21 protein-coding genes are annotated in these 18,800 nt (G+C 39.0%); 1 reads left to right on the top strand and 20 read right to left on the bottom strand.

Annotated elements, in window-relative coordinates:
* Positions 1–23: 23 nt before the first annotated feature.
* From sucC to smc, 16 genes are all read right to left on the bottom strand, one after another.
* A complete protein-coding gene (sucC, locus tag I5J82_RS05705) occupies positions 24–1,184 on the bottom strand; it encodes an ADP-forming succinate--CoA ligase subunit beta (RefSeq protein ID WP_144700801.1) in 1,161 nt (386 codons plus the stop codon).
* A 201-nt stretch (positions 1,185–1,385) separates the two neighbouring features.
* The gene (locus I5J82_RS05700) at positions 1,386–1,544 is read right to left on the bottom strand and encodes a small, acid-soluble spore protein, alpha/beta type (RefSeq protein ID WP_198767022.1); all 159 of its coding nucleotides are present in this window, start codon (positions 1,542–1,544) and stop codon (positions 1,386–1,388) included.
* A gap of 45 nt (positions 1,545–1,589) precedes the next feature.
* On the bottom strand, positions 1,590–1,865 hold the full coding sequence (locus I5J82_RS05695) for an EscU/YscU/HrcU family type III secretion system export apparatus switch protein (protein ID WP_198767021.1): 276 nt from the start codon (positions 1,863–1,865) through the stop codon (positions 1,590–1,592).
* Complete coding sequence (locus I5J82_RS05690) at positions 1,862–3,325, bottom strand: hypothetical protein (RefSeq protein ID WP_198767020.1); 1,464 nt, start codon at positions 3,323–3,325, stop codon at positions 1,862–1,864. Before I5J82_RS05690 ends, I5J82_RS05695 begins: the two co-directional genes overlap by 4 nt.
* Positions 3,318–4,103, bottom strand: a complete 786-nt coding sequence (locus I5J82_RS05685; protein ID WP_269819563.1) for a ribonuclease HII — start codon at positions 4,101–4,103, stop codon at positions 3,318–3,320. The genes I5J82_RS05690 and I5J82_RS05685 overlap by 8 nt, the downstream gene beginning before the upstream one ends.
* A gap of 268 nt (positions 4,104–4,371) precedes the next feature.
* The gene (gene ylqF / locus I5J82_RS05680) at positions 4,372–5,235 is read right to left on the bottom strand and encodes a ribosome biogenesis GTPase YlqF (protein WP_198767018.1); all 864 of its coding nucleotides are present in this window, start codon (positions 5,233–5,235) and stop codon (positions 4,372–4,374) included.
* A gap of 11 nt (positions 5,236–5,246) precedes the next feature.
* Positions 5,247–5,798 (bottom strand): signal peptidase I, encoded by a 552-nt coding sequence (gene lepB, locus I5J82_RS05675; RefSeq protein ID WP_144700811.1) that lies wholly within the window; start codon positions 5,796–5,798, stop codon positions 5,247–5,249.
* Positions 5,799–5,882: 84 nt separating this feature from the next.
* Positions 5,883–6,224 (bottom strand): 50S ribosomal protein L19, encoded by a 342-nt coding sequence (gene rplS / locus I5J82_RS05670; protein WP_066393605.1) that lies wholly within the window; start codon positions 6,222–6,224, stop codon positions 5,883–5,885.
* Between the two features lie 113 nt (positions 6,225–6,337).
* A complete protein-coding gene (gene trmD / locus I5J82_RS05665) occupies positions 6,338–7,078 on the bottom strand; it encodes a tRNA (guanosine(37)-N1)-methyltransferase TrmD (RefSeq protein WP_198767017.1) in 741 nt (246 codons plus the stop codon).
* Positions 7,078–7,593 (bottom strand): ribosome maturation factor RimM, encoded by a 516-nt coding sequence (gene rimM / locus I5J82_RS05660; protein ID WP_198767016.1) that lies wholly within the window; start codon positions 7,591–7,593, stop codon positions 7,078–7,080. The genes trmD and rimM overlap by 1 nt, the downstream gene beginning before the upstream one ends.
* Positions 7,594–8,105: 512 nt before the next feature.
* Entirely contained in the window at positions 8,106–8,333 is a 228-nt protein-coding gene (locus I5J82_RS05655) for a KH domain-containing protein (RefSeq protein WP_066393598.1), read from the bottom strand.
* A gap of 21 nt (positions 8,334–8,354) precedes the next feature.
* Positions 8,355–8,627: a 30S ribosomal protein S16 gene (rpsP, locus tag I5J82_RS05650; protein ID WP_066393596.1), complete on the bottom strand. Its 273-nt coding sequence runs from the start codon at positions 8,625–8,627 to the stop codon at positions 8,355–8,357.
* A gap of 82 nt (positions 8,628–8,709) precedes the next feature.
* Positions 8,710–10,056 (bottom strand): signal recognition particle protein, encoded by a 1,347-nt coding sequence (ffh, locus tag I5J82_RS05645; protein ID WP_198767015.1) that lies wholly within the window; start codon positions 10,054–10,056, stop codon positions 8,710–8,712.
* 15 nt (positions 10,057–10,071) lie between these two features.
* Positions 10,072–10,395 (bottom strand): putative DNA-binding protein, encoded by a 324-nt coding sequence (locus tag I5J82_RS05640; protein ID WP_198767014.1) that lies wholly within the window; start codon positions 10,393–10,395, stop codon positions 10,072–10,074.
* 274 nt (positions 10,396–10,669) lie between these two features.
* A complete protein-coding gene (gene ftsY, locus I5J82_RS05635; RefSeq protein WP_198767013.1) occupies positions 10,670–11,650 on the bottom strand; it encodes a signal recognition particle-docking protein FtsY in 981 nt (326 codons plus the stop codon).
* A gap of 14 nt (positions 11,651–11,664) precedes the next feature.
* Entirely contained in the window at positions 11,665–15,231 is a 3,567-nt protein-coding gene (gene smc, locus I5J82_RS05630; protein WP_198767012.1) for a chromosome segregation protein SMC, read from the bottom strand.
* A 215-nt stretch (positions 15,232–15,446) separates the two neighbouring features.
* Between smc and I5J82_RS05625 the strand changes: the two genes are divergently transcribed.
* Positions 15,447–15,671 carry a DUF1128 domain-containing protein gene (locus I5J82_RS05625; protein WP_198767011.1) on the top strand — a complete coding sequence of 75 codons (225 nt, stop codon included), beginning with the start codon at positions 15,447–15,449 and terminating at the stop codon, positions 15,669–15,671.
* Between the two features lie 50 nt (positions 15,672–15,721).
* Here the strand turns inward: I5J82_RS05625 and rnc are convergent, their stop codons facing one another.
* The 4 genes from rnc to fabD form a co-directional block, all read right to left on the bottom strand.
* Positions 15,722–16,432, bottom strand: a complete 711-nt coding sequence (rnc, locus tag I5J82_RS05620; RefSeq protein WP_231607268.1) for a ribonuclease III — start codon at positions 16,430–16,432, stop codon at positions 15,722–15,724.
* Between the two features lie 185 nt (positions 16,433–16,617).
* Positions 16,618–16,851 carry an acyl carrier protein gene (gene acpP / locus I5J82_RS05615; protein WP_066240701.1) on the bottom strand — a complete coding sequence of 78 codons (234 nt, stop codon included), beginning with the start codon at positions 16,849–16,851 and terminating at the stop codon, positions 16,618–16,620.
* Positions 16,852–17,113: 262 nt separating this feature from the next.
* Positions 17,114–17,854, bottom strand: a complete 741-nt coding sequence (fabG, locus tag I5J82_RS05610) for a 3-oxoacyl-[acyl-carrier-protein] reductase (RefSeq protein WP_198767010.1) — start codon at positions 17,852–17,854, stop codon at positions 17,114–17,116.
* The gene (fabD, locus tag I5J82_RS05605; protein WP_198767009.1) at positions 17,847–18,797 is read right to left on the bottom strand and encodes an ACP S-malonyltransferase; all 951 of its coding nucleotides are present in this window, start codon (positions 18,795–18,797) and stop codon (positions 17,847–17,849) included. Before fabD ends, fabG begins: the two co-directional genes overlap by 8 nt.
* Positions 18,798–18,800: the final 3 nt, after the last annotated feature.

Below are 18,800 nucleotides of genomic sequence, written 5' to 3'. Positions count from 1 at the left end.
CCTTCCTACGATGTTTTCTAATATTACTTAACTAAAGCTACGATTTTCTCTGCACCATCAGCCATAGAATCAGCAGCTGTAATGTTTAGGCCAGATTCTTTTAGAATCTTTTTACCAAGATCAACGTTAGTACCTTCTAAACGCACAACAAGAGGCAGCTCAAGGCCAACTTGTTTTGTTGCTTCAACAACGCCGTTCGCGATGATATCACATTTCATGATTCCACCGAAAATGTTAACAAAGATACCTTTAACATTTTTGTCAGAAAGAATGATCTTAAATGCTTCTGTTACCTTCTCAGTAGTTGCGCCGCCCCCAACGTCAAGGAAGTTAGCCGGGTCGCCGCCGTAGTGTTTAATGATGTCCATTGTTGCCATAGCAAGTCCAGCACCATTAACCATGCAGCCGATATTCCCATCAAGAGAAATGTAGCTAAGATCGTATTTAGATGCTTCGATTTCTTTTGCATCTTCTTCTTCAAGATCTCTGTATTCTAAGATGTCTTTGTGACGGTATAAAGCATTAGAATCAAAGTTCATCTTTGCATCTAGTGCCATAACATTTCCGTCACCTGTTACAACCAATGGATTGATTTCTGCGATTGAACAGTCTTTTTCAACGAAAGCCGTATATAGACCAATCATAAATTTCACTGCTTTTCCTACTAATTCAGTAGGGATGTTGATGTTATAAGCAAGTCTTCTTGCCTGGAATGCTTGAAGGCCGATCGCTGGATCGATTACTTCTTTGAAGATTTTTTCAGGTGTCTTTTCAGCCACTTCTTCAATTTCAGTTCCGCCTTCTTCAGATCCCATCATTACTACACTTGATGTTGCACGATCTAGTACAAGACCGATATAGTATTCTTTCTTAATATCACAGCCCTCTTCGATAAGTAAACGCTTAACTTCTTTACCTTCTGGACCTGTTTGGTGAGTTACAAGAACTTTTCCTAAGATTTCATTTGCGTATGTACGCACTTCATCGATATTTTTAGCGACTTTAACGCCACCTGCTTTACCGCGACCACCTGCGTGGATCTGTGCTTTAACAACAGATACAGTGCTCCCCAGTTCATTAGCAGCTTCAACAGCTTCTTCAACGGTAAATGCTACTTTCCCGTTTGGAACAGCCACACCATATTTTCTAAGTATCTCTTTACCTTGGTATTCGTGGATATTCATTTACTCTCCATCCTCCTATCATGGTGAAAACTTAAAGTACCGTTATCATTGTATAAGACCTAGTCTATTATGTCTACTATTCTTCAGAAAATTGCAAGCGCATACACAATTTTAGCCAAAATAAAAAACCAAAATCACTTTAAAATGACTTTGGTTTCATCGCTTTTTCGTTCCCTTTAGGAACGAAAACACCTTCTTTTTTCATTTGTTTTTTTTGTTTTTCTGTTCTTTGATTATTTTTGGTGTTATCGCTTCAGATTCGGCAGCAGAACGATACATTCCAAATTCTTCAGCCATCTCTTCTTTAAACTGGTTCACTAGTTGCTCGGATTGTTGTACAACTAATTTATTTTTAGGCATTGAACACACTCCTTTTAAGATAGGAATGCCCCGTTTCAATGACATTTATGTAGTTTTTCCTGCTTCTTTATCCAGGTGATATATAAAAGCGAAAAGTTCAGCTACCACTTCATACAATTCTTCAGGAATACTCTCTTCGATCTCTAGCTTCGATAATAAATGGACTAAAGAGGGATCTTCCTGAATCGGAATGTTATGTTCATCTGCTGATTTAAGAATACGCTCTGCTGTTTCCCCTTTCCCCTTTGCAATCACAACCGGCGAGGTAGATTCGAGGGGATTGTACTTTAAGGCCACAGCTTCTTTTTTACGATCACTCATACTCTTAGATCCAATCCTTTATACGAGATAGATGTCTCGGTATTTTTAATTTTTTCGTTTTGAGAACTGAATGTAACAGAAGATAGCGTATAATTCATATTCTTCATACTGTCCTTTAACGTGTTCAACAACGGTTCTGAAAATTTTTCGATGGAAGGATGTGCATTATAAATCTTTAATGAAACGATTCTGTTCTGAATCTGAACATCTACAGCTACATCTTTAAGATGCTTCATTTCTAACCAAAAAAGCATCCTGCAGTGATCCGGATTCAGCCCTTTTCCATCTTGCTTTTTGCTCTCCCAACGAACCGTCATCTCTTTCGGATTCTCAGATTGACTAAACGGAATATGAAGGATAAACTGTTGCATATTCTCGTTACTTTGTATATTCTGCAACTGCTGGCCAGTTAATCTATTTAAAGCCTGTTCTGTTTTTTGCTGTATGATTTCAGGCAGCTCCAGACGGTCAGCGTTCTGCTGCAGGTATAGAAGCTGAGTTTTTAACGTCTCTGCTTGTTTTACTTGTACGGGATCTTGGAAAATGTTTTTTTCATGCAACAGACCAGATTTAATCAGCCACTTTTTTGCGGCTACAATAAATTCTTGCGATGCGTTCGGATTTATTTCTTTAGAAACTTTTATCCCATCGTCTTTTAATAATGTTGGCATGTTTTCTTGCACATCATTTATACCTTCCTGAACCTTCATTGGATCTGGATGTTTTCCATTCAATGGCATAACTATTTCTGCTGTGTTTTTTATATCAATACTTCTCACTCTATCTTGAATAGGAGCCGACTGCTTTCTTGCCTCGTTACCTTTAAATACATAAAGGTCTTTTAATAGTTCCACTGTTTTCGCAACAGCTTTATCTTTATGAATAAAGGGAATGAGAGCCTCATAGAGCTGTTTGAATTCATCACTTGAACCTGTACTGCTTTTCAGACTGAAAGTTACTGCTTGGACGATTTCTTGCTTTGGAGGCAATTGAAGCTCCATCATTCGCTGAACAATTGCTTTTTTTTCGTGAAATGGCAACTCATTTGTAAATTTTAAAATCTCTGAAATGGTTTTAACGTTCTCTTTTAATAGAGGCAACTTTTCTATGATAGCAAAATCAATTGCTTTTTTGTTTAAATCGGAAGCTGGAAGGCTCCATCTCGATAAGATCTGTTCAGAAGTAGATTTAACTGGATCCATATCCATCTTTTTTAAATAGATCGTATCGTTCTTCTCTGACACTTCAAATAGATAGTTTTCTCCTTTGATTAAAGGCGCTTCTAATTTCGCATGAAGTGTTGAGCCATTATAAAGAACCTTCGCTGAATGATCAGGAAAGATTTCTAAAATCTTAGCCGAAATGAACTGATTAAGCTTCAATATTAACGGCACTTCAGTCGGTCTAACCGGGTTTAACGGTTTTCCATTAATTTGATTGAATTGTAACAGGTTAATCACTTCCTGTAATTTTAATAAGTTCTCCTACCGGACTAAAAGATTTACGGTGAATTTCTGTCGGTCCATATTGCTGAAGGGCGTTTAAATGATCCTTCGTTCCATAACCCATATTGGAATTCAATCCATATTGAGGATATTTTTCATGCAACATCTTCATATACCGGTCTCTTGTGACTTTTGCAACGATTGATGCAGCCGCGATGGAAATACTCTTCTCATCGCCTTTAATTATTTTCAATTGATCGATCGCTAATGGGACTTCCATAGCATCAATTAATAGCTGATCTGGACTAACATTTAACGAACATACCGCTTCTGTCATTGCCAGTTTAGACGCTTGATAAATGTTGATCGCGTCGATCTGATCAGGTTGCACTATATGAACACTATAAGAAATAGCATCCTTAATAATTGACTCATATAGTGCATCTCTTTTTTTCTCAGATAACTTCTTAGAATCATTGACACCTGGCAACATGTACCCTAGAGGTAAGATCACCGCAGCTGCCACGACAGGACCTGCTAACGGACCACGTCCTACTTCATCGACACCCGCGATCAAGCTTTTACCCTTTGCTTGGCATTGCTCTTCGTAAGTATGCATTAACTTCAGTCTCGTTCTCTCAGCCTCTTCTCGCTCTAAGCGTTTGGAAAAGGATTGGAATAATTTCTTTGCACCTTGTCTTTCATCTTCAGAGAGGATTTTCAGTAGATGTACTAACTCGTTATCTTCACTGGTTTTTAATTTATGTTCCCATTCTTTTATCGACAATTTCATGTTCATCACGCTCTTTATGTATGTATTATCGGCTTATACCTTAGTTCTATATAGAAGGATGTTTTCGTATACTTTGATGCTCTGTGCAAGTAGTTGATTTCCGTTTCAGGTGCTCGCTTTCCGGGGGGCGTGCAGTGATCCCCAGGAGTCTCGCACCCTCCACTACAATCAACTTCTCAATGTTGCCTTTTTATAGTACATCAAAGCACTTAGAAAGCCTTTATAATTTTAAAAACAGGCACTTACGTCAGCGCCTGTTCATTCTAAACTATTTAATTTCAAACTCATTTGGTCGCTCATATGACAAGCGTCCTAGCTTTTCTGCTCGAAGGTCTCGCAATACAATCTCAGCGGTCTTTTCAAGATCCACTTCTCCGCCACTCATCATACAACCACGTTTCTTTCCGATCTCTTCGAAAAGGGGCAGTGAGTCATCTGGAATCTCAGACAGCTTGTATCGTTCAACTAGACGCTCTTCGTAGTGTTCTCTTAAATACTTAATCGCATATAAGACTACTTCGGTAAAATCAAAGAGCGTTTCCTTAATAGCTCCAGTAACTGCTAATTTTAAACCGATTGACTGGTCTTCAAATTTTGGCCACAAGATCCCTGGAGTATCTAATAATTCTAATGTCTTACCTGCTTTTATCCATTGCTGCTTTTTCGTTACACCAGGTTTATCCCCTGTTACAGCAATGTTTTTTCCAGCCATACGGTTGATGATCGTGGACTTACCAACGTTAGGTATGCCGACAATAAGTGCTCTAACCGCACGTGGTTTGACGATTCCCTTTGCTCTCATCTTATCGAACTTCTCTTTTACTAGCTCATGAGCAAGCGGTTCTATTTTTTTTATCCCTTTACCATCTTGCGAGTTAATAGCAAGAGAGGGAATTCCTTTTTCTGAAAAATAACTTTCCCACATCGATGTTACTTTTGGATCAGCCAGATCAGCTTTGTTCAAAAGTACAATTCGAGGTTTCTGTCCAAGAATTTCATCGATCATAGGATTTCTAGAAGCTAGAGGAATTCTAGCATCCACCAACTCAAATACGACATCGATCATTTTGAGTTTTTCAGTTATCTCCCGGCGCGCTTTGGCCATATGTCCAGGAAACCATTGAATGGTCATGTTATCTCACCCTACTTTACAAATCCAATATCCTTTAACGGCCAGAAACGGAAAGATGCTTTTCCTAAAATCGTATCATCATCCACAGTTCCAATATTTCGGCTGTCTTGAGAATTTCTTCGGTTGTCACCTAATACAAATAGCTGACCTTGAGGAACCTTTTGCTTACCCGTTACTTCAAGTAACTTAAAATCATAAGTGAAGTTTCCATCTTTTGTTTTCTTTTTATACGCTTCTAAATATTCTTCTTTTACCTGTTTACCATTTACATAAAGAGTATCATCTTTGTATTCGACCGTATCTCCAGGTAAACCGATTACACGTTTTATGTAATCCTTTTCTTCGGTTGCATGGAAGACTACAATATCGAATCTTTTTGGATCGCCAATCACATAGGAAAACTTGTTAACGATCAGACGATCTCCGTTGTGCAGAGTTGGCATCATAGATTGTCCATCGACCACGACGGGTGCGAAAAGAAAAAATCTGATGATTCCTGCTAATAATAAGGCTGCCGCTAATGCTTTAATCCATTCCCACGTTTCGTTTTTTGTACGTGCCATTCTTAATCCTCACCATCTCTAGAAATTCCTTACTTATAATATGGAAAAAGGAGCTTGAATAAGTCAAGCTCCTTTCGAGAATTATTAGCGAATTTCTTTAATACGAGCTGCTTTACCGCGAAGTGCACGTAGGTAGTATAGCTTCGCACGACGAACTTTACCACGACGAACTACTTCAAGGTTCGCGATCTTCGGTGAATGTAATGGGAACGCACGCTCCACTCCAACACCATAAGAAATTTTACGAACAGTAAACGTTTCAGAAATTCCTGATCCACGCTTCTTGATAACTACACCTTCAAAAAGCTGGATACGCTCACGAGTACCCTCGATTACTTTCACGTGTACACGAACAGTGTCACCTGAACGGAATTTTGGTAAATCTTTTAATTGATCTTTCGCTAGATCTGCAATAAGCTGTTGCATAGTTTATTGCCTCCCTTCCCATGGATGTTCTTGCTAAATGATAAAGCAGCGGAACACCGGATTAAACGGGCATAAGCCACAAACAATATAATACCATATAACTCAAACAGTGTTCAAGTTGTTTTATTATCTTTTATCTCTTTAAGCCAATTTTCTTCTTCTTTTGTTAATTTTATTTTCTCTAACAAGTCAGGCCGACGTTCATACGTCCGTTTCAGAGACTCTTTTTTGCGCCATATTTCAATGTTCTTATGGTTTCCCGACATCAGAACATCAGGAACTTTCATCCCTCGGAAATCGGCAGGTCTCGTATACTGAGGATGTTCTAACAACCCTGTGCTGAATGAGTCCTCTTGGTGTGATTCTTCTTTACCAAGAACATTAGGCAGAAGTCTTCCAACTGCATCTATGACGACCATTGCCCCAAGTTCTCCACCGGTTAGAACATAGTCACCGATTGAAATCTCATCTGTCACAAGGTGTTTCCTAACTCGTTCATCATAACCTTCATAATGTCCGCACAAAAAAATAAGATGTTCTTCTTCGGCCAACTCTTCGGCTTTTCTCTGAGTAAACGTTTCTCCTTGAGGGCAAAGGAGAATAATCCTAGGCTTTACAGTTACCTCTTTCGTTAGATGTTCAACCGCATCAAACAATGGCTGAGGAGTAAGGACCATGCCTGCTCCGCCTCCGTATGGGTAGTCATCTACATTCCGATGTTTGTTGCTTGAAAACTCACGGAAATCGATCACTCGAAGTTCAAGAGCGTTCTTCTCCTGTGCCTTTTTTAAGATTGAATGGCCAAAAACGCCTGAAAACATTTCTGGAAAAAGGCTTAAGACATCTATTTTCATTAGAATAGTCCTTCTAATGGCTCAATAACAATCTTTGCTTCTTTCACATCCACTGATTTAACAACAGAAGGAATGTACGGGATAAGAATATCTGAACCGAATCCTTTTCTCTTAACTACCCAAACATCGTTTGCTCCAGGAGACAATATCTCTTTTACTTTTCCAAGTTCTTCACCTTCAACAGTGAAAACGGAGCAACCGATGATATCATGATAGAAAAATTCTCCTTCATCTAACGGAACAGACTGATCCTTTGGCACTCTAAGTAGATTTCCTTTAAAACGTTCTACATCATTAATGTTATGGAGGTTTTCAAATGTCAAAAGATCAAATTGCTTATGCTTTCTATGCGTTTCAATCTTTACAGGTATATGTTCTGTTCCCATATCTACATACAACGTGTTTCCTATCTTGTAGCGTTCTTCAGGAAAATCAGTTCTGGAGATCACTCTGACTTCTCCTCTAATTCCGTGTGTATTTACAATCTTACCGACGTTCAACCATTCATTTTCCATATTGATAAACTACCTCCGTACAAATTAATCACTTTACTTATAATCTAAATTTTAGCATAAAACTCAGTATATATACTTCTAAAAATGGGTTCGTATATAAAAGGTGCTTCAGAGTTATTTTTATAATTTTCATTGAAACGCTTAGGATTCAAAGTCCCCACATCTTAAAAAGCTTTATAATACCTTCTAATCTGAATTATTTTTATTATTGGTCTCCATCGTCATGTTGATTGGAGTGTAAGGTGCGTGCCTACCACTTGAGAAACTTCTAAGTAAGGCATGCGACGAGGAAGCTTACATCGGTAGCATTCGCTTGTAGACGCAGGAGCAAGGAACTCCCTTAGAGCGGTCAGGTGAGACACTTAATGGCGCAAAGCGGCAAGGGGCTCACCGCCTGCCCCGCGGAAAGCGAGCAACCTGTAACGGAAATCAACTACTTGCAGAGGGCATAACAATTTGCTATAAAACAGCCTTGAATAAAAGAAAAAAGGAAGAGGTTTCCCTCATCCTTTTTAGACGATTTCAATTGAAATCCTTTTATTTTGATTCGTTCCTGCTGCATTCACAACCGTTCGAATCGCTTTAGCCACTCTTCCTTGTTTACCGATGACTTTCCCCATATCCGTCTGGTTAACAGTTAGTTGATAAACAAGTCGGTGTCCTTCTTGAACCTCTTTGACGCTAACTTCATCTGGGTGATCAACTAGAGCTTTCACAATTGATTCGATCAACTCTGTCATATCTGTTCCCCTTCGTCAAAATTATTTTTGGTTTTTTGCGTTATGGAATTTCTCCATAAGACCTGCTTTTGAGAATAGGTTACGAACAGTGTCAGATGGTTTCGCACCGTTTGTCATCCACTCAAGAGCTTTCTCTTCGTTAATTTTAACTTCAGCTGGGTTAGCAACTGGGTTGTAAGTTCCGATCTCTTCAATGAAACGTCCGTCACGAGGAGAACGAGAATCTGCTACTACTACACGATAAAAAGGAGCTTTCTTAGCACCCATACGCTTTAAACGAATTTTTACTGCCATTATAACTTGCACCTCCGAAAATAGTTCACACAAAATAATATAATAGTATAAATTGACAGGTTTGTAAACCTGAAAATTCAGTTTACATAAAAGGGAATTTGAATCCACCTTTTTTCTTTTTGCCATTCATCATTCCGGACATTTGTTTCATCATTTTCTTCATGTCCTCGAATTGTTTGATGAGGCGATTTACTTCTTGTACCGTGCGTCCGCTTCCTTTAGCGATACGGCGCTTACGGCTGGCATTAATAATTTCAGGCTGTTCTCTTTCATGAAGAGTCATCGAACGAATGATGGCTTCAACGTGACCGATCTGTTTTTCATCGATCTGGACGTTTTTGAGACCTTTCATCTTATTCGCACCCGGAAGCATGCCAAGTATTTCATCAAGCGGTCCAAGATTTCTCACTTGTCCCATCTGATCAAGAAAATCATCGAACGTGAACGACATATCACGCATCTTTTTCTGAAGATCTCGCGCTTTCTCTTCATCGACTGAGGTTTGTGCCTTTTCGATAAGAGTAAGCATGTCACCCATTCCTAAAATTCTAGAAGCCATACGATCTGGATGGAAAGGCTCTAAAGCATCCATCTTTTCACCTAGACCAACAAATTTAATAGGAAGACCTGTAACAGCTTTAATCGAGAGTGCGGCACCACCACGTGTATCTCCATCAAGTTTGGTTAATACAACACCAGTGATTCCTAACGCTTCGTTAAAGCTCTCTGCTACATTCACGGCATCTTGACCAGTCATCGCATCTACAACTAAGAAGATCTCATCAGGTCTTGAAATTTCTTTAACCTGCTTCAACTCATCCATCAGCGTTTCATCAATGTGTAAACGCCCCGCTGTATCAATAATGACATAATCGTGATGATCTTCTTTTGCTTTTTCGATGGCTGACTCAGCAATTTTGACAGGACTTACTTGATCACCCATCTGAAACACAGGAAGATCTAACTGCTTTCCTACTGTTTCTAATTGCTTGATCGCAGCAGGACGGTAGATGTCAGCTGCAGCCAGTAGCGGTTTACGATTTTGCTTTTTGCGTAAATGATTCGCAAGCTTTCCTGTTGTTGTTGTTTTACCAGCACCTTGGAGACCAACCATCATAATAACGGTTGGAGGTCGGTTGGAAACGGCAATCTTGCTTTGTTCCCCACCCATTAGGGTTGTCAGTTCATCGTTAACAACTTTTACTACTTGCTGTCCTGGTGTCAGACTTTTTAAAACTTCTTGACCAACAGCACGTTCAGATACTTTTTTCACAAAATCTTTTACTACTTTAAAGTTAACGTCCGCCTCAAGAAGAGCAAGGCGTACTTCCCTCATCATTTCCTTTACATCCGCTTCATTTACTTTCCCTTTTCCACGAATTTTTTGTAAAGTGTTCTGAAGACGGTCGGCTAAACCTTCAAATGCCATCTCACTGAACGCCTCCTATTCCATATTTTCAAGGCGATCGATAATTGCAATTACGTTATCAGGTTCAGAATTCAGAAGCTCTCTTAAAGATGACAGCAACTGTTCACGTTCCTGAAACTTTGCAAAAAGCCCTAACTTTTCTTCATATTCTTCCAGCATCGCCTCTGTCCGTTTAATATTATCATAAACGGCCTGGCGGCTGACATTATATTGTTCAGCAATTTCACCGAGAGAATAATCGTCCAAATAGTACAAACCCATATAATTCTTCTGTTTAGGGGTTAATAATGCTTGGTAAAAATCAAATAGATAATTAATTCTCATTGTTTTATCTAGCATTTTTCCACAACCCTTGTTAAGTGAAATGCCTTTACGTGATTACTATACAACCCATGGTTTTAGATGTCAAGTTTTTTTCTTAACAGAGAAGAATTGATTTAGATTTTGAAAAGTTTTGAAATTATATTGACTAGTTTTGGCTTTATATTGAGGAGATTTGACTTTATATTGACTAATTCCATTTATATATTGACCAGTTCCAACTTGCGCAACTTATTCTAAAATCTATAAAAAAAGCCTTTTAGCTCTATATAGAGCTAAAAGGCAGTAAATTTTATTCTTCTTCTGTCCCTGCAAACAAACCATATACAAACTGATCAGCATCAAACTCCTGCAGATCATCAATTTTCTCACCAAGTCCTACAAACTTGACTGGAATATCTAGTTCATGACGAATCGCTAAAACGATCCCACCTTTTGCCGTTCCATCAAGCTTTGTTAAAACTAAGCCAGTTACATCTGTTGATTGTCCGAATGTTTTTGCCTGGTTCATAGCGTTCTGTCCTGTTGTAGCATCAACAACAAGCAAAACTTCATGAGGAGCACCAGGAATCTCACGTTCGATGACACGTTTCACTTTCGAAAGCTCGTTCATCAAATTCACTTTATTTTGAAGTCTTCCAGCGGTATCACAGAGTAATACATCAGCTTTCCGAGACTTAGCAGCCTGTATGCTATCGTAAATGACAGCTGCAGGGTCAGCTCCTTCATGGTGTTTGATCACATCAACTCCAGCACGTTCTCCCCATACTTCAAGCTGATCGATCGCACCTGCACGGAAAGTATCTCCGGCAGCCAAGATTACTTTCTTCCCAACATTCTTTAACTGATGAGCCAGTTTCCCGATCGTTGTTGTTTTACCAACACCGTTCACTCCTACGAATAGAATAACGGTCATACCATCAGTCTGTATGTTCAGCTTATTATCGCTTTCTTCTTTTTGAAGCATCTCAGCTAATTTCTCAGTGATCGCTGATCGAAGTTCCATTGGATTTTGAATGTTTTTAGTTCGTGCAACATCTTTCAGTTGATCAATAATATCAAGAACGGTATGAACCCCAACATCTGCTCCGATCAAGATCTCCTCTAACTCTTCGAAGAATTCTTCATCCACTTTTCTAAATCGTTTTAGCAGATCGTTAACTTTAAATGAAAAAGAGTTCCTAGTCTTCTCTAGTCCACTTTTAAACTTTTCAGATGATTCCTCAGATTGTTGTGTTGAGAATTTTTCTTTTAATCGTTTCAAAAAACTCACTATCAATTTCCTCCCTATGATGTTACAAGTTCTTTTGTTTCTTCAAGCCTCACGGAAACAAGCTTCGAGACACCAGACTCCTGCATGGTGACTCCATAAAGTACATCTGCTTCTTCCATCGTACCTTTTCGATGCGTAACAACGATAAATTGCGTCTCTTTACTGAATGCTCGTAAAAATTTAGCAAAACGATTTACGTTCGCATCATCTAATGCTGCTTCAACTTCGTCTAAAATACAGAACGGAACAGGTCTTACTTTTAGAATTGCAAATAATAACGCAATAGCAGTTAATGCACGTTCTCCACCAGATAACAGACCTAGTTGCTGCAACTTCTTGCCTGGTGGCTGCGCCATAATATCTACACCGGTTAAAAGCATATCATCAGGCTGAGTTAAAACGAGATCAGCTCGACCACCACCAAATAACCCTTTAAAAATAACACCGAAGTGTGAACGAATAGAAGTAAATGTCTCTTCAAAACGACTCTTCATCTCTTCGTCCATTTCGGAGATCACGCCATAAAGGGTATCCTTTGCTTCTGTTAGGTCGTTTCTTTGTTCAGTAAGAAAATTAAAACGCTGACTCACCCTGTCGTACTCTTCAATCGCTCCAATATTTACTGCCCCGAGCTCTTCGATCGCCATCTTGATCAACTTTACTTTTCGTTTTGCGTCTTGAAGCGGCATCTCTAATCGATGCTTCATCTTCGCACCTTCATAAGAAAGCTCGTATTCTTCTCTAAGATGTGTAAGCCTTGATTCTAGTTCTACATCGAGGCGATTAATACTAACCTCTTCTGTTCTAAGCCCGTCATGAAGTTGTTTATATTGCCTTTTAGCCTCTTTTAATCCGATCTCCATACTTTCGATCGATCGGAAAGAATCTGTTCTTTCTTTTCTTCGTTCTGCAATTAGTTTTAATGCATTGTTCTTTTCATGTCTTCTCTGTTGGATCTGTTCATCAAGAGAATCTTCACCAGAAGAGCTTGAGTTCATCTCTTCTTCAAGAAGCCAATAATCTTCTTCTGTTTCTTTGCTCTTTGCTTCCACTTCGTAAAAATCTTCTTGAATTCTTAAGCACTTTTCTCGCTGATTGGCAACCTGCTGCTCGAGTTCAGCTGCTTTAATCTTTAATAGTGTTAGTGCTTCTCTAAGTTCTTCTTTTGAGCTCTGATTATTCTTCTTTTTCTCTGTAAGGTCAGCAATCGTTTTTTCAAGTTCTTTTCCAGACTTCAAAGCAACATCGAGTTTTTTCTGAAGTGCTGTGAGACGTGTATCTGCTGCAGATCTTTCTGATTCATAGGAATTCTTTTCGCGATCATAAAGCTTTAGCCTGTCATTTAAACTTTTCTCTTCCATCTCAACTTCTCGTAAAGAAGATTTCAGCTCTTGTTCCTGTTCTCTTAAGAGCTCTCCTTCCGTTTGTAGAGATTCAAGTCTTTCTTTCTTATTTATTACTTTAGATCGTAATTCACTAACTTTTTCCTCTAGTTGAAGTGTTTGCTTCTCCATTGTTGCCACTTTGTCTGTAAGAGAATCAATCTCTCTTTGTCTACTTAATAGAGAGTTGCTTTTTTGTTTTAAGCTTCCTCCAGACATAGAACCTCCAGGAGACACGACATCTCCTTCAAGAGTAACGATTCGGTAACGGTAGCTCACTTGCTTTGCAATTTTGTTTGCACCTGCTAAATCTTTGGCGATGATAATATTTCCTAATAGATTGCCTACAATGTTTTGATACTTAGAATCAAACGTAACGAGGTTTGCAGCAACGCCGACAAAAGATTCAATAGAGCTTGCCTGATGTGCATCTGCACTAGAAATCTGACGCGGCTTTATTACATTCAACGGTAAAAATGTTGCTCTTCCTGCTCTCGATTGCTTCAAAAATTGAATAGCTTTCATAGCATTCTGTTCATGATCTACAACAATATGCTGCATGGAAGCGCCTAGAGCCGTTTCAATTGCCGTTTCTACCTCAGAAGGTACCGATAAAAGCTCCGCTACCGCTCCTTCAATACCAGAGAGCTTTGTTTCTTTCGCTTTTAGAACCTCTTTAACGCCTTGCATGAAACCTGCGTATTCGTCTTGCATTGATTCTAGCATCTCTTTTTTAGATTTGAACTGCTGAATAAACTGATACGCTTGGTACAATTTATCTTGAAGACTTCTCGTTTCCTGATCCTCGATCGAGATTTCTGATTTTAACAATTGATATTCTTCTTGCTTTGTTTTCAGCTGTGTTTCTGCTGCTTGATAAGCAGCTTCAGCATTCTTTCTTGTTTCCTTTAAAGCTTCTCGTTGTTTCAAGTATTTTGTATTCTCTTCATCTAATCGAGTGCTTTTAGAGCTCTGCTGCCGAGCCTGATCCTCAATATAACGTATCTCGTTCTTAATCGTTGTTTGTTCGTTCAAGCGCTCAAAATAGTCACTTTTTAACTTTTCAAGTTCTGCTTCAACATCCATCTCAAGTACTGACAATCGGCCTTCTTCGTCTTTTACTCGATTTTTGATGCTTTTTAATTGCTTTTCTTTGTCCTGTAACGCATCTTTTTCAACAGAAAGCTGATTTCCCAACTCTTCTTTTTTTGCCTTGTAAACTTGAATTTGTTCTAATAAAGATGTTTTATTTTGATCGTAATTCTTTTTACGTTCTTTTAAGACCTCTTTCTTACCTTCTAGTTTTTCCAATGTTTCACTAGCTAGTAGAAGAGCACTTTGTAGTTCGTCGATCGATTCATCCATCGCTTGCATATCAAGTCGTGCTCTTTCGATCTTGGTCTCACCTTGTTTCACTTTTACAGAAAGAACTGATTCTTGCTTCTGTAGTTCTGCAACAAGTTCTTTTTGCTTTTCCCATCGAACATGCAAGTCTTCGATCTCTTGAACAAGAACAGCTGTTTCAACGATCTCAAGCTCTTCCTTCTTCTCCAGGTAATCTCTTGCAATAGAAGCTTGTATTTTTAGAGGCTCGACTTGTCCTTCTAATTCGTGAAGAATGTCTTCCACACGATTTAGGTTTTCTTGCGTTTCGGTAAGCTTAATTTCTGCTTTTTGCTTTCGGGTCTTATACTTTAATACACCGGCAGCTTCTTCAAAAATCTTTCTACGCTCATCAGATTTGCTGCTTAAAATCTCTTCTACCCGACCTTGCCCGATTATAGAGAAAGCTTCTCGACCAAGTCCTGAATCCATAAAAAGCTCTACAATATCTTTTAATCGACACTGTTGTTTATTGATTAAGTATTCACTGTCTCCTGAACGATACACTCTTCTTGTGATCGATATTTCATTGTAATCAAGCGGCAAATGCTGATCTTCGTTATCTAGTGTAAGTGTAACTTCAGCCACATTTAATGGTTTTCGGTTATCACTACCTGCGAAGATGATATCTTCCATCTTAGAGCCTCTTAAAGACTTCGCTGACTGTTCACCTAGCACCCAGCGCACAGCATCTGAGATGTTACTTTTTCCGCTTCCGTTCGGGCCAACAACCGCTGTAACCCCTTGTACAAATTCAACTTGTATCCGCTCTGCAAATGATTTAAATCCTGCTACATCAATTCGTTTGAGGAACATCATTAAATCCCCCTTTACTTCTCACATTATGCTTTCCCGTTTTTAAGTTAACGGGCGCTCTATTTTAATTAAATATGTATTTTATTCTTTAACCTTTTTATTTTATCATAGATTCACTCATACATAGTCACAAAGATTACAGTGTGCTAAAATGAAATGTGTTTAAACTTAAGTAAAATCTCACATGAAGATATGTGGATAAAAAGGAGCCCACCATGGACTTGACAACTCAAAATCATGAGAACTTATCAATTATGATTGAAGGATTAAAAAAGAAACTTCAGCTTGTTAACAGCGGACTCATTCAACCGGAAGACTATGAACTGTCAAAGTACGATGACATTAAAGAACTTTATGATATGGTCATGAAGATGCCATCATTCAGCATTCGAGACATGGAAGGCATCGTTGAAGAACTTGCCTCTCTTAAAACAAAGTAACAGAAACCCCCTCACACGGCTTATTGCCTAATGTTAAGGGGGTTTTTTGTTTAGCTCTTTTTAGAAACTCTCTCTATCGCTTCTTGTGCCGCATGTTGTTCAGCTTCTTTTTTTGATCTTCCATAACCGATTCCGAAACTAGCTTCATTCAATCTTACCTCTGACACAAACTCTCGATTGTGTGCCGGTCCTTTTTCTTGAATGATTCGATAGTCGATATGACCTAATCCTTCACGCTGTACATATTCTTGTAACTGACTTTTAAAATCCATCACATGAGAAAAAGCACCTTCGTTTATTCGTGGCACCACATACTGATTTAAAAACTCTTTTACTTTTTCGAGTCCTTGATCGAGATATAGCGCTCCGATAAATGCTTCAAAAACATCTGCTAAAAGGGCTGGTCTTGATCTTCCTCCAGTATTCTCTTCACCTTTTCCCAATAAAACAAACTCACCAAAATGTAGATCGTTTGCAAAGAGAACTAACGAAGGCTCACATACGATTGCTGCTCTAAGTTTCGTAAGCTCACCTTCACTCATATTTGCAAACTTGCTGTATAAATATTGAGATATGGTCAATTCAAGAACGGCATCACCTAGAAATTCAAGTCTTTCATTATCCTCAAACGTTCTTCCTCGATGCTCATTCACATATGATGAATGCGTAAATGCCTGAGCTAACAATTTTTCATTTTGAAACTTAATGTTTAAACGCTCTTGTATCGGGGCTACTTTTTGAATGCGCACCTTGTCATCCATGCCCTTTTTGGAAGCAGATTTAAACCGATTTTTCACCGTTTTCTTTTGAGTTGAATGTTGTTTTGAACCTTTCATAAACTTCCTCCAAAAATCTCGTAAAAGGGCTATTTTGCTATTAATTTTTTTTCCTGTTAAAAAGGGAAGAAAGCCCCGCTGTTTTGCACGGGACTTTATCCGTCTTACACTTATTGTTTGCTGTTTATGTAATTTACAACGTCACCAACAGTTGCAATTTTCTCAGCATCTTCATCAGAAATTTCTAGTTCGAACTCATCTTCAAGTTCCATTACTAGTTCAACTACATCAAGAGAGTCAGCACCAAGATCTTCTTTAAAGGAAGCTTCAGGCTTAACCTCAGATGCATCAACACCTAAACGGTCCACAACAATCTTTGAAACTCTATCTAAAACATCTGCCATTTTGTGTGTCACCTCCTTTCAATAGTATATTCGTTTTCCCATTAAAAAACTAGAGGGATTTATAGTCATTAAAGGTTCTTTTCTTATGATGGTTGCTTTTCATGTGCTTTTAATAAGGCATCATTGACAAGTTGATTGTATTGTAAGGTGGGAGACTCTTGTGGCTCACCACAAGCTACCCGGAAAGCGAGTACCTGAAACAGAAATCAACCACTATCAAGTTCAACTTATGGAAAACAGCCTCATTTAAAGTCCATCTTTACTACATCACCATTCCGCCGTCGACATGGAGTGTTTGACCAGTGATATAAGAACTCGCATCACTCGCTAAGAAAGCTGCCGCTGATGCGATATCTTCAGGCTGCCCAAAGCGAGCAAGCGGAATGCCTCTAAGCATTTCCGATTTAATTCCTTCTTCTAGTTTACCAGTCATATCTGTCTCGATAAAACCTGGTGCAATTGCATTAACGGTAATTCCTCTAGAAGAAAGTTCTTTTGCAGCTGTTTTCGTTAAGCCGATCACTCCTGCTTTTGCAGCTACATAGTTTGCTTGTCCTGCGTTTCCAGATACACCAACGATTGAAGCGATGTTAATGATGCGCCCTTTTCTTTGTTTCATCATCTGTCTTGTTACAGCTTTTGTAGTCAGGAATACTCCTTTAAGGTTCGTGTTGATAACCGCATCCCAGTCTTCTTCTTTCATTCTCATCAATAGGTTATCTCTAGTGATTCCTGCGTTATTTACGAGAACGTCCAGACTTCCAAATTCATCAACAACTGTTTTTACCATGTTCGTAACATCTTCTGATGAAGATATATCCGCTTTAATGGCAAAAGCAGTTCCACCGTTTTCTTTTATTTCGTTTACGACTTCATTAGCCTTCTCTTCACTTCCAGAGTAATTCACCGCTACTTTAGCGCCATTTTTTGCAAAATACAAAGCGATCGCTCGTCCGATTCCTCGAGAGGCACCTGTTACTAAAACTGATTTTTCATTAAGCATCCACAGACTCTCCTTTTAGTTTCTCAACTGCCATGTTAATCGTCTCTAAATCACTTACAGCTATTACGTTAGCTCTTCGATTCACCTTTTTAACTAACCCAGAGAGAACTTTTCCTGGTCCGATCTCAACAAACGTATCAACACCTAGGTCCATTAACTCACGAACCGTTTCTTCCCAACGAACTGGCGAGTATAGTTGTTCGATCAACTTTTCTTTAATATCATCACGATCGGTAATAGCTTTCGCCGTTACGTTAGCAATTACAGGTGTGTTTGCTTCATTTATCACAATTCGATCTAAAATTTCGTTGAATTTATCTGCAGCTGGTTTCATAAGGGAAGAATGAAACGGTCCGCTTACCTGAAGAGGAATCACTTTGGCTCCTTCTTCTTTGGCAAGGGCACTGGCTTTCTCAACTCCACCAACGGTCCCGGAAATAACAATCTGTCCTGGACAATTAAGATTAGCGATCTGAACGCTCTCTTCACCGCTAGAAGCTTCATTCGTAATTGTTTCTAATCGTTCTTGATCAAACCCAATCACAGCTGCCATCGTTCCAACACCTGCAGGAACAGCTTCTTCCATGAGCAATCCTCGATTCCTAACCGCGTAAACCGCGTCTTCAAAAGAGAGACTGCCTGCTGCTACAAGTGCAGAGTATTCACCAAGGCTATGACCAGCCACATAATCGGCTTGAATTCCACGTTGTTTTAACAGTTCAAGAACAGCTGTTGACATCGTTAATAATGCAGGCTGTGTATTTTCTGTTCTTTTGAGTACATCTTCAGGTCCTTCAAAGATAATATCTGAAAGCTTCATAGCAAGTTTTTCATCAGCTTTGTCAAAGATAGCTTTTGCTGATGCTTCCTGTGATACTAGCTCTTTACCCATTCCTACTGCTTGAGAGCCTTGTCCAGGAAAAAGAAAGGCGATTTTCCCCATCTC

Origin of the sequence: Fictibacillus halophilus, assembly GCF_016401385.1 — a bacterium.
Lineage (GTDB): Bacteria > Bacillota > Bacilli > Bacillales > Fictibacillaceae > Fictibacillus > Fictibacillus halophilus.
Note: the sequence above shows the minus strand (reverse complement) of the source record. Positions and strands in the feature narration are given on the sequence as shown.

What these genes read in the sequence shown, in the direction of transcription:
- sucC (WP_144700801.1), bottom strand. Translation starts at nt 1,184, where the DNA reads ATGAATATCCACGAATACCAAGGTAAAGAGATACTTAGAAAATATGGT.
- I5J82_RS05700 (WP_198767022.1), bottom strand. Translation starts at nt 1,544, where the DNA reads ATGCCTAAAAATAAATTAGTTGTACAACAATCCGAGCAACTAGTGAAC.
- I5J82_RS05695 (WP_198767021.1), bottom strand. Translation starts at nt 1,865, where the DNA reads ATGAGTGATCGTAAAAAAGAAGCTGTGGCCTTAAAGTACAATCCCCTC.
- I5J82_RS05685 (WP_269819563.1), bottom strand. Translation starts at nt 4,103, where the DNA reads ATGAAATTGTCGATAAAAGAATGGGAACATAAATTAAAAACCAGTGAA.
- ylqF (WP_198767018.1), bottom strand. Translation starts at nt 5,235, where the DNA reads ATGACCATTCAATGGTTTCCTGGACATATGGCCAAAGCGCGCCGGGAG.
- lepB (WP_144700811.1), bottom strand. Translation starts at nt 5,798, where the DNA reads ATGGCACGTACAAAAAACGAAACGTGGGAATGGATTAAAGCATTAGCG.
- rplS (WP_066393605.1), bottom strand. Translation starts at nt 6,224, where the DNA reads ATGCAACAGCTTATTGCAGATCTAGCGAAAGATCAATTAAAAGATTTA.
- trmD (WP_198767017.1), bottom strand. Translation starts at nt 7,078, where the DNA reads ATGAAAATAGATGTCTTAAGCCTTTTTCCAGAAATGTTTTCAGGCGTT.
- rimM (WP_198767016.1), bottom strand. Translation starts at nt 7,593, where the DNA reads ATGGAAAATGAATGGTTGAACGTCGGTAAGATTGTAAATACACACGGA.
- I5J82_RS05655 (WP_066393598.1), bottom strand. Translation starts at nt 8,333, where the DNA reads ATGACAGAGTTGATCGAATCAATTGTGAAAGCTCTAGTTGATCACCCA.
- rpsP (WP_066393596.1), bottom strand. Translation starts at nt 8,627, where the DNA reads ATGGCAGTAAAAATTCGTTTAAAGCGTATGGGTGCTAAGAAAGCTCCT.
- ffh (WP_198767015.1), bottom strand. Translation starts at nt 10,056, where the DNA reads ATGGCATTTGAAGGTTTAGCCGACCGTCTTCAGAACACTTTACAAAAA.
- I5J82_RS05640 (WP_198767014.1), bottom strand. Translation starts at nt 10,395, where the DNA reads ATGCTAGATAAAACAATGAGAATTAATTATCTATTTGATTTTTACCAA.
- smc (WP_198767012.1), bottom strand. Translation starts at nt 15,231, where the DNA reads ATGTTCCTCAAACGAATTGATGTAGCAGGATTTAAATCATTTGCAGAG.
- I5J82_RS05625 (WP_198767011.1), top strand. Translation starts at nt 15,447, where the DNA reads ATGGACTTGACAACTCAAAATCATGAGAACTTATCAATTATGATTGAA.
- rnc (WP_231607268.1), bottom strand. Translation starts at nt 16,432, where the DNA reads ATGGATGACAAGGTGCGCATTCAAAAAGTAGCCCCGATACAAGAGCGT.
- acpP (WP_066240701.1), bottom strand. Translation starts at nt 16,851, where the DNA reads ATGGCAGATGTTTTAGATAGAGTTTCAAAGATTGTTGTGGACCGTTTA.
- fabG (WP_198767010.1), bottom strand. Translation starts at nt 17,854, where the DNA reads ATGCTTAATGAAAAATCAGTTTTAGTAACAGGTGCCTCTCGAGGAATC.
- fabD (WP_198767009.1), bottom strand. Translation starts at nt 18,797, where the DNA reads ATGGGGAAAATCGCCTTTCTTTTTCCTGGACAAGGCTCTCAAGCAGTA.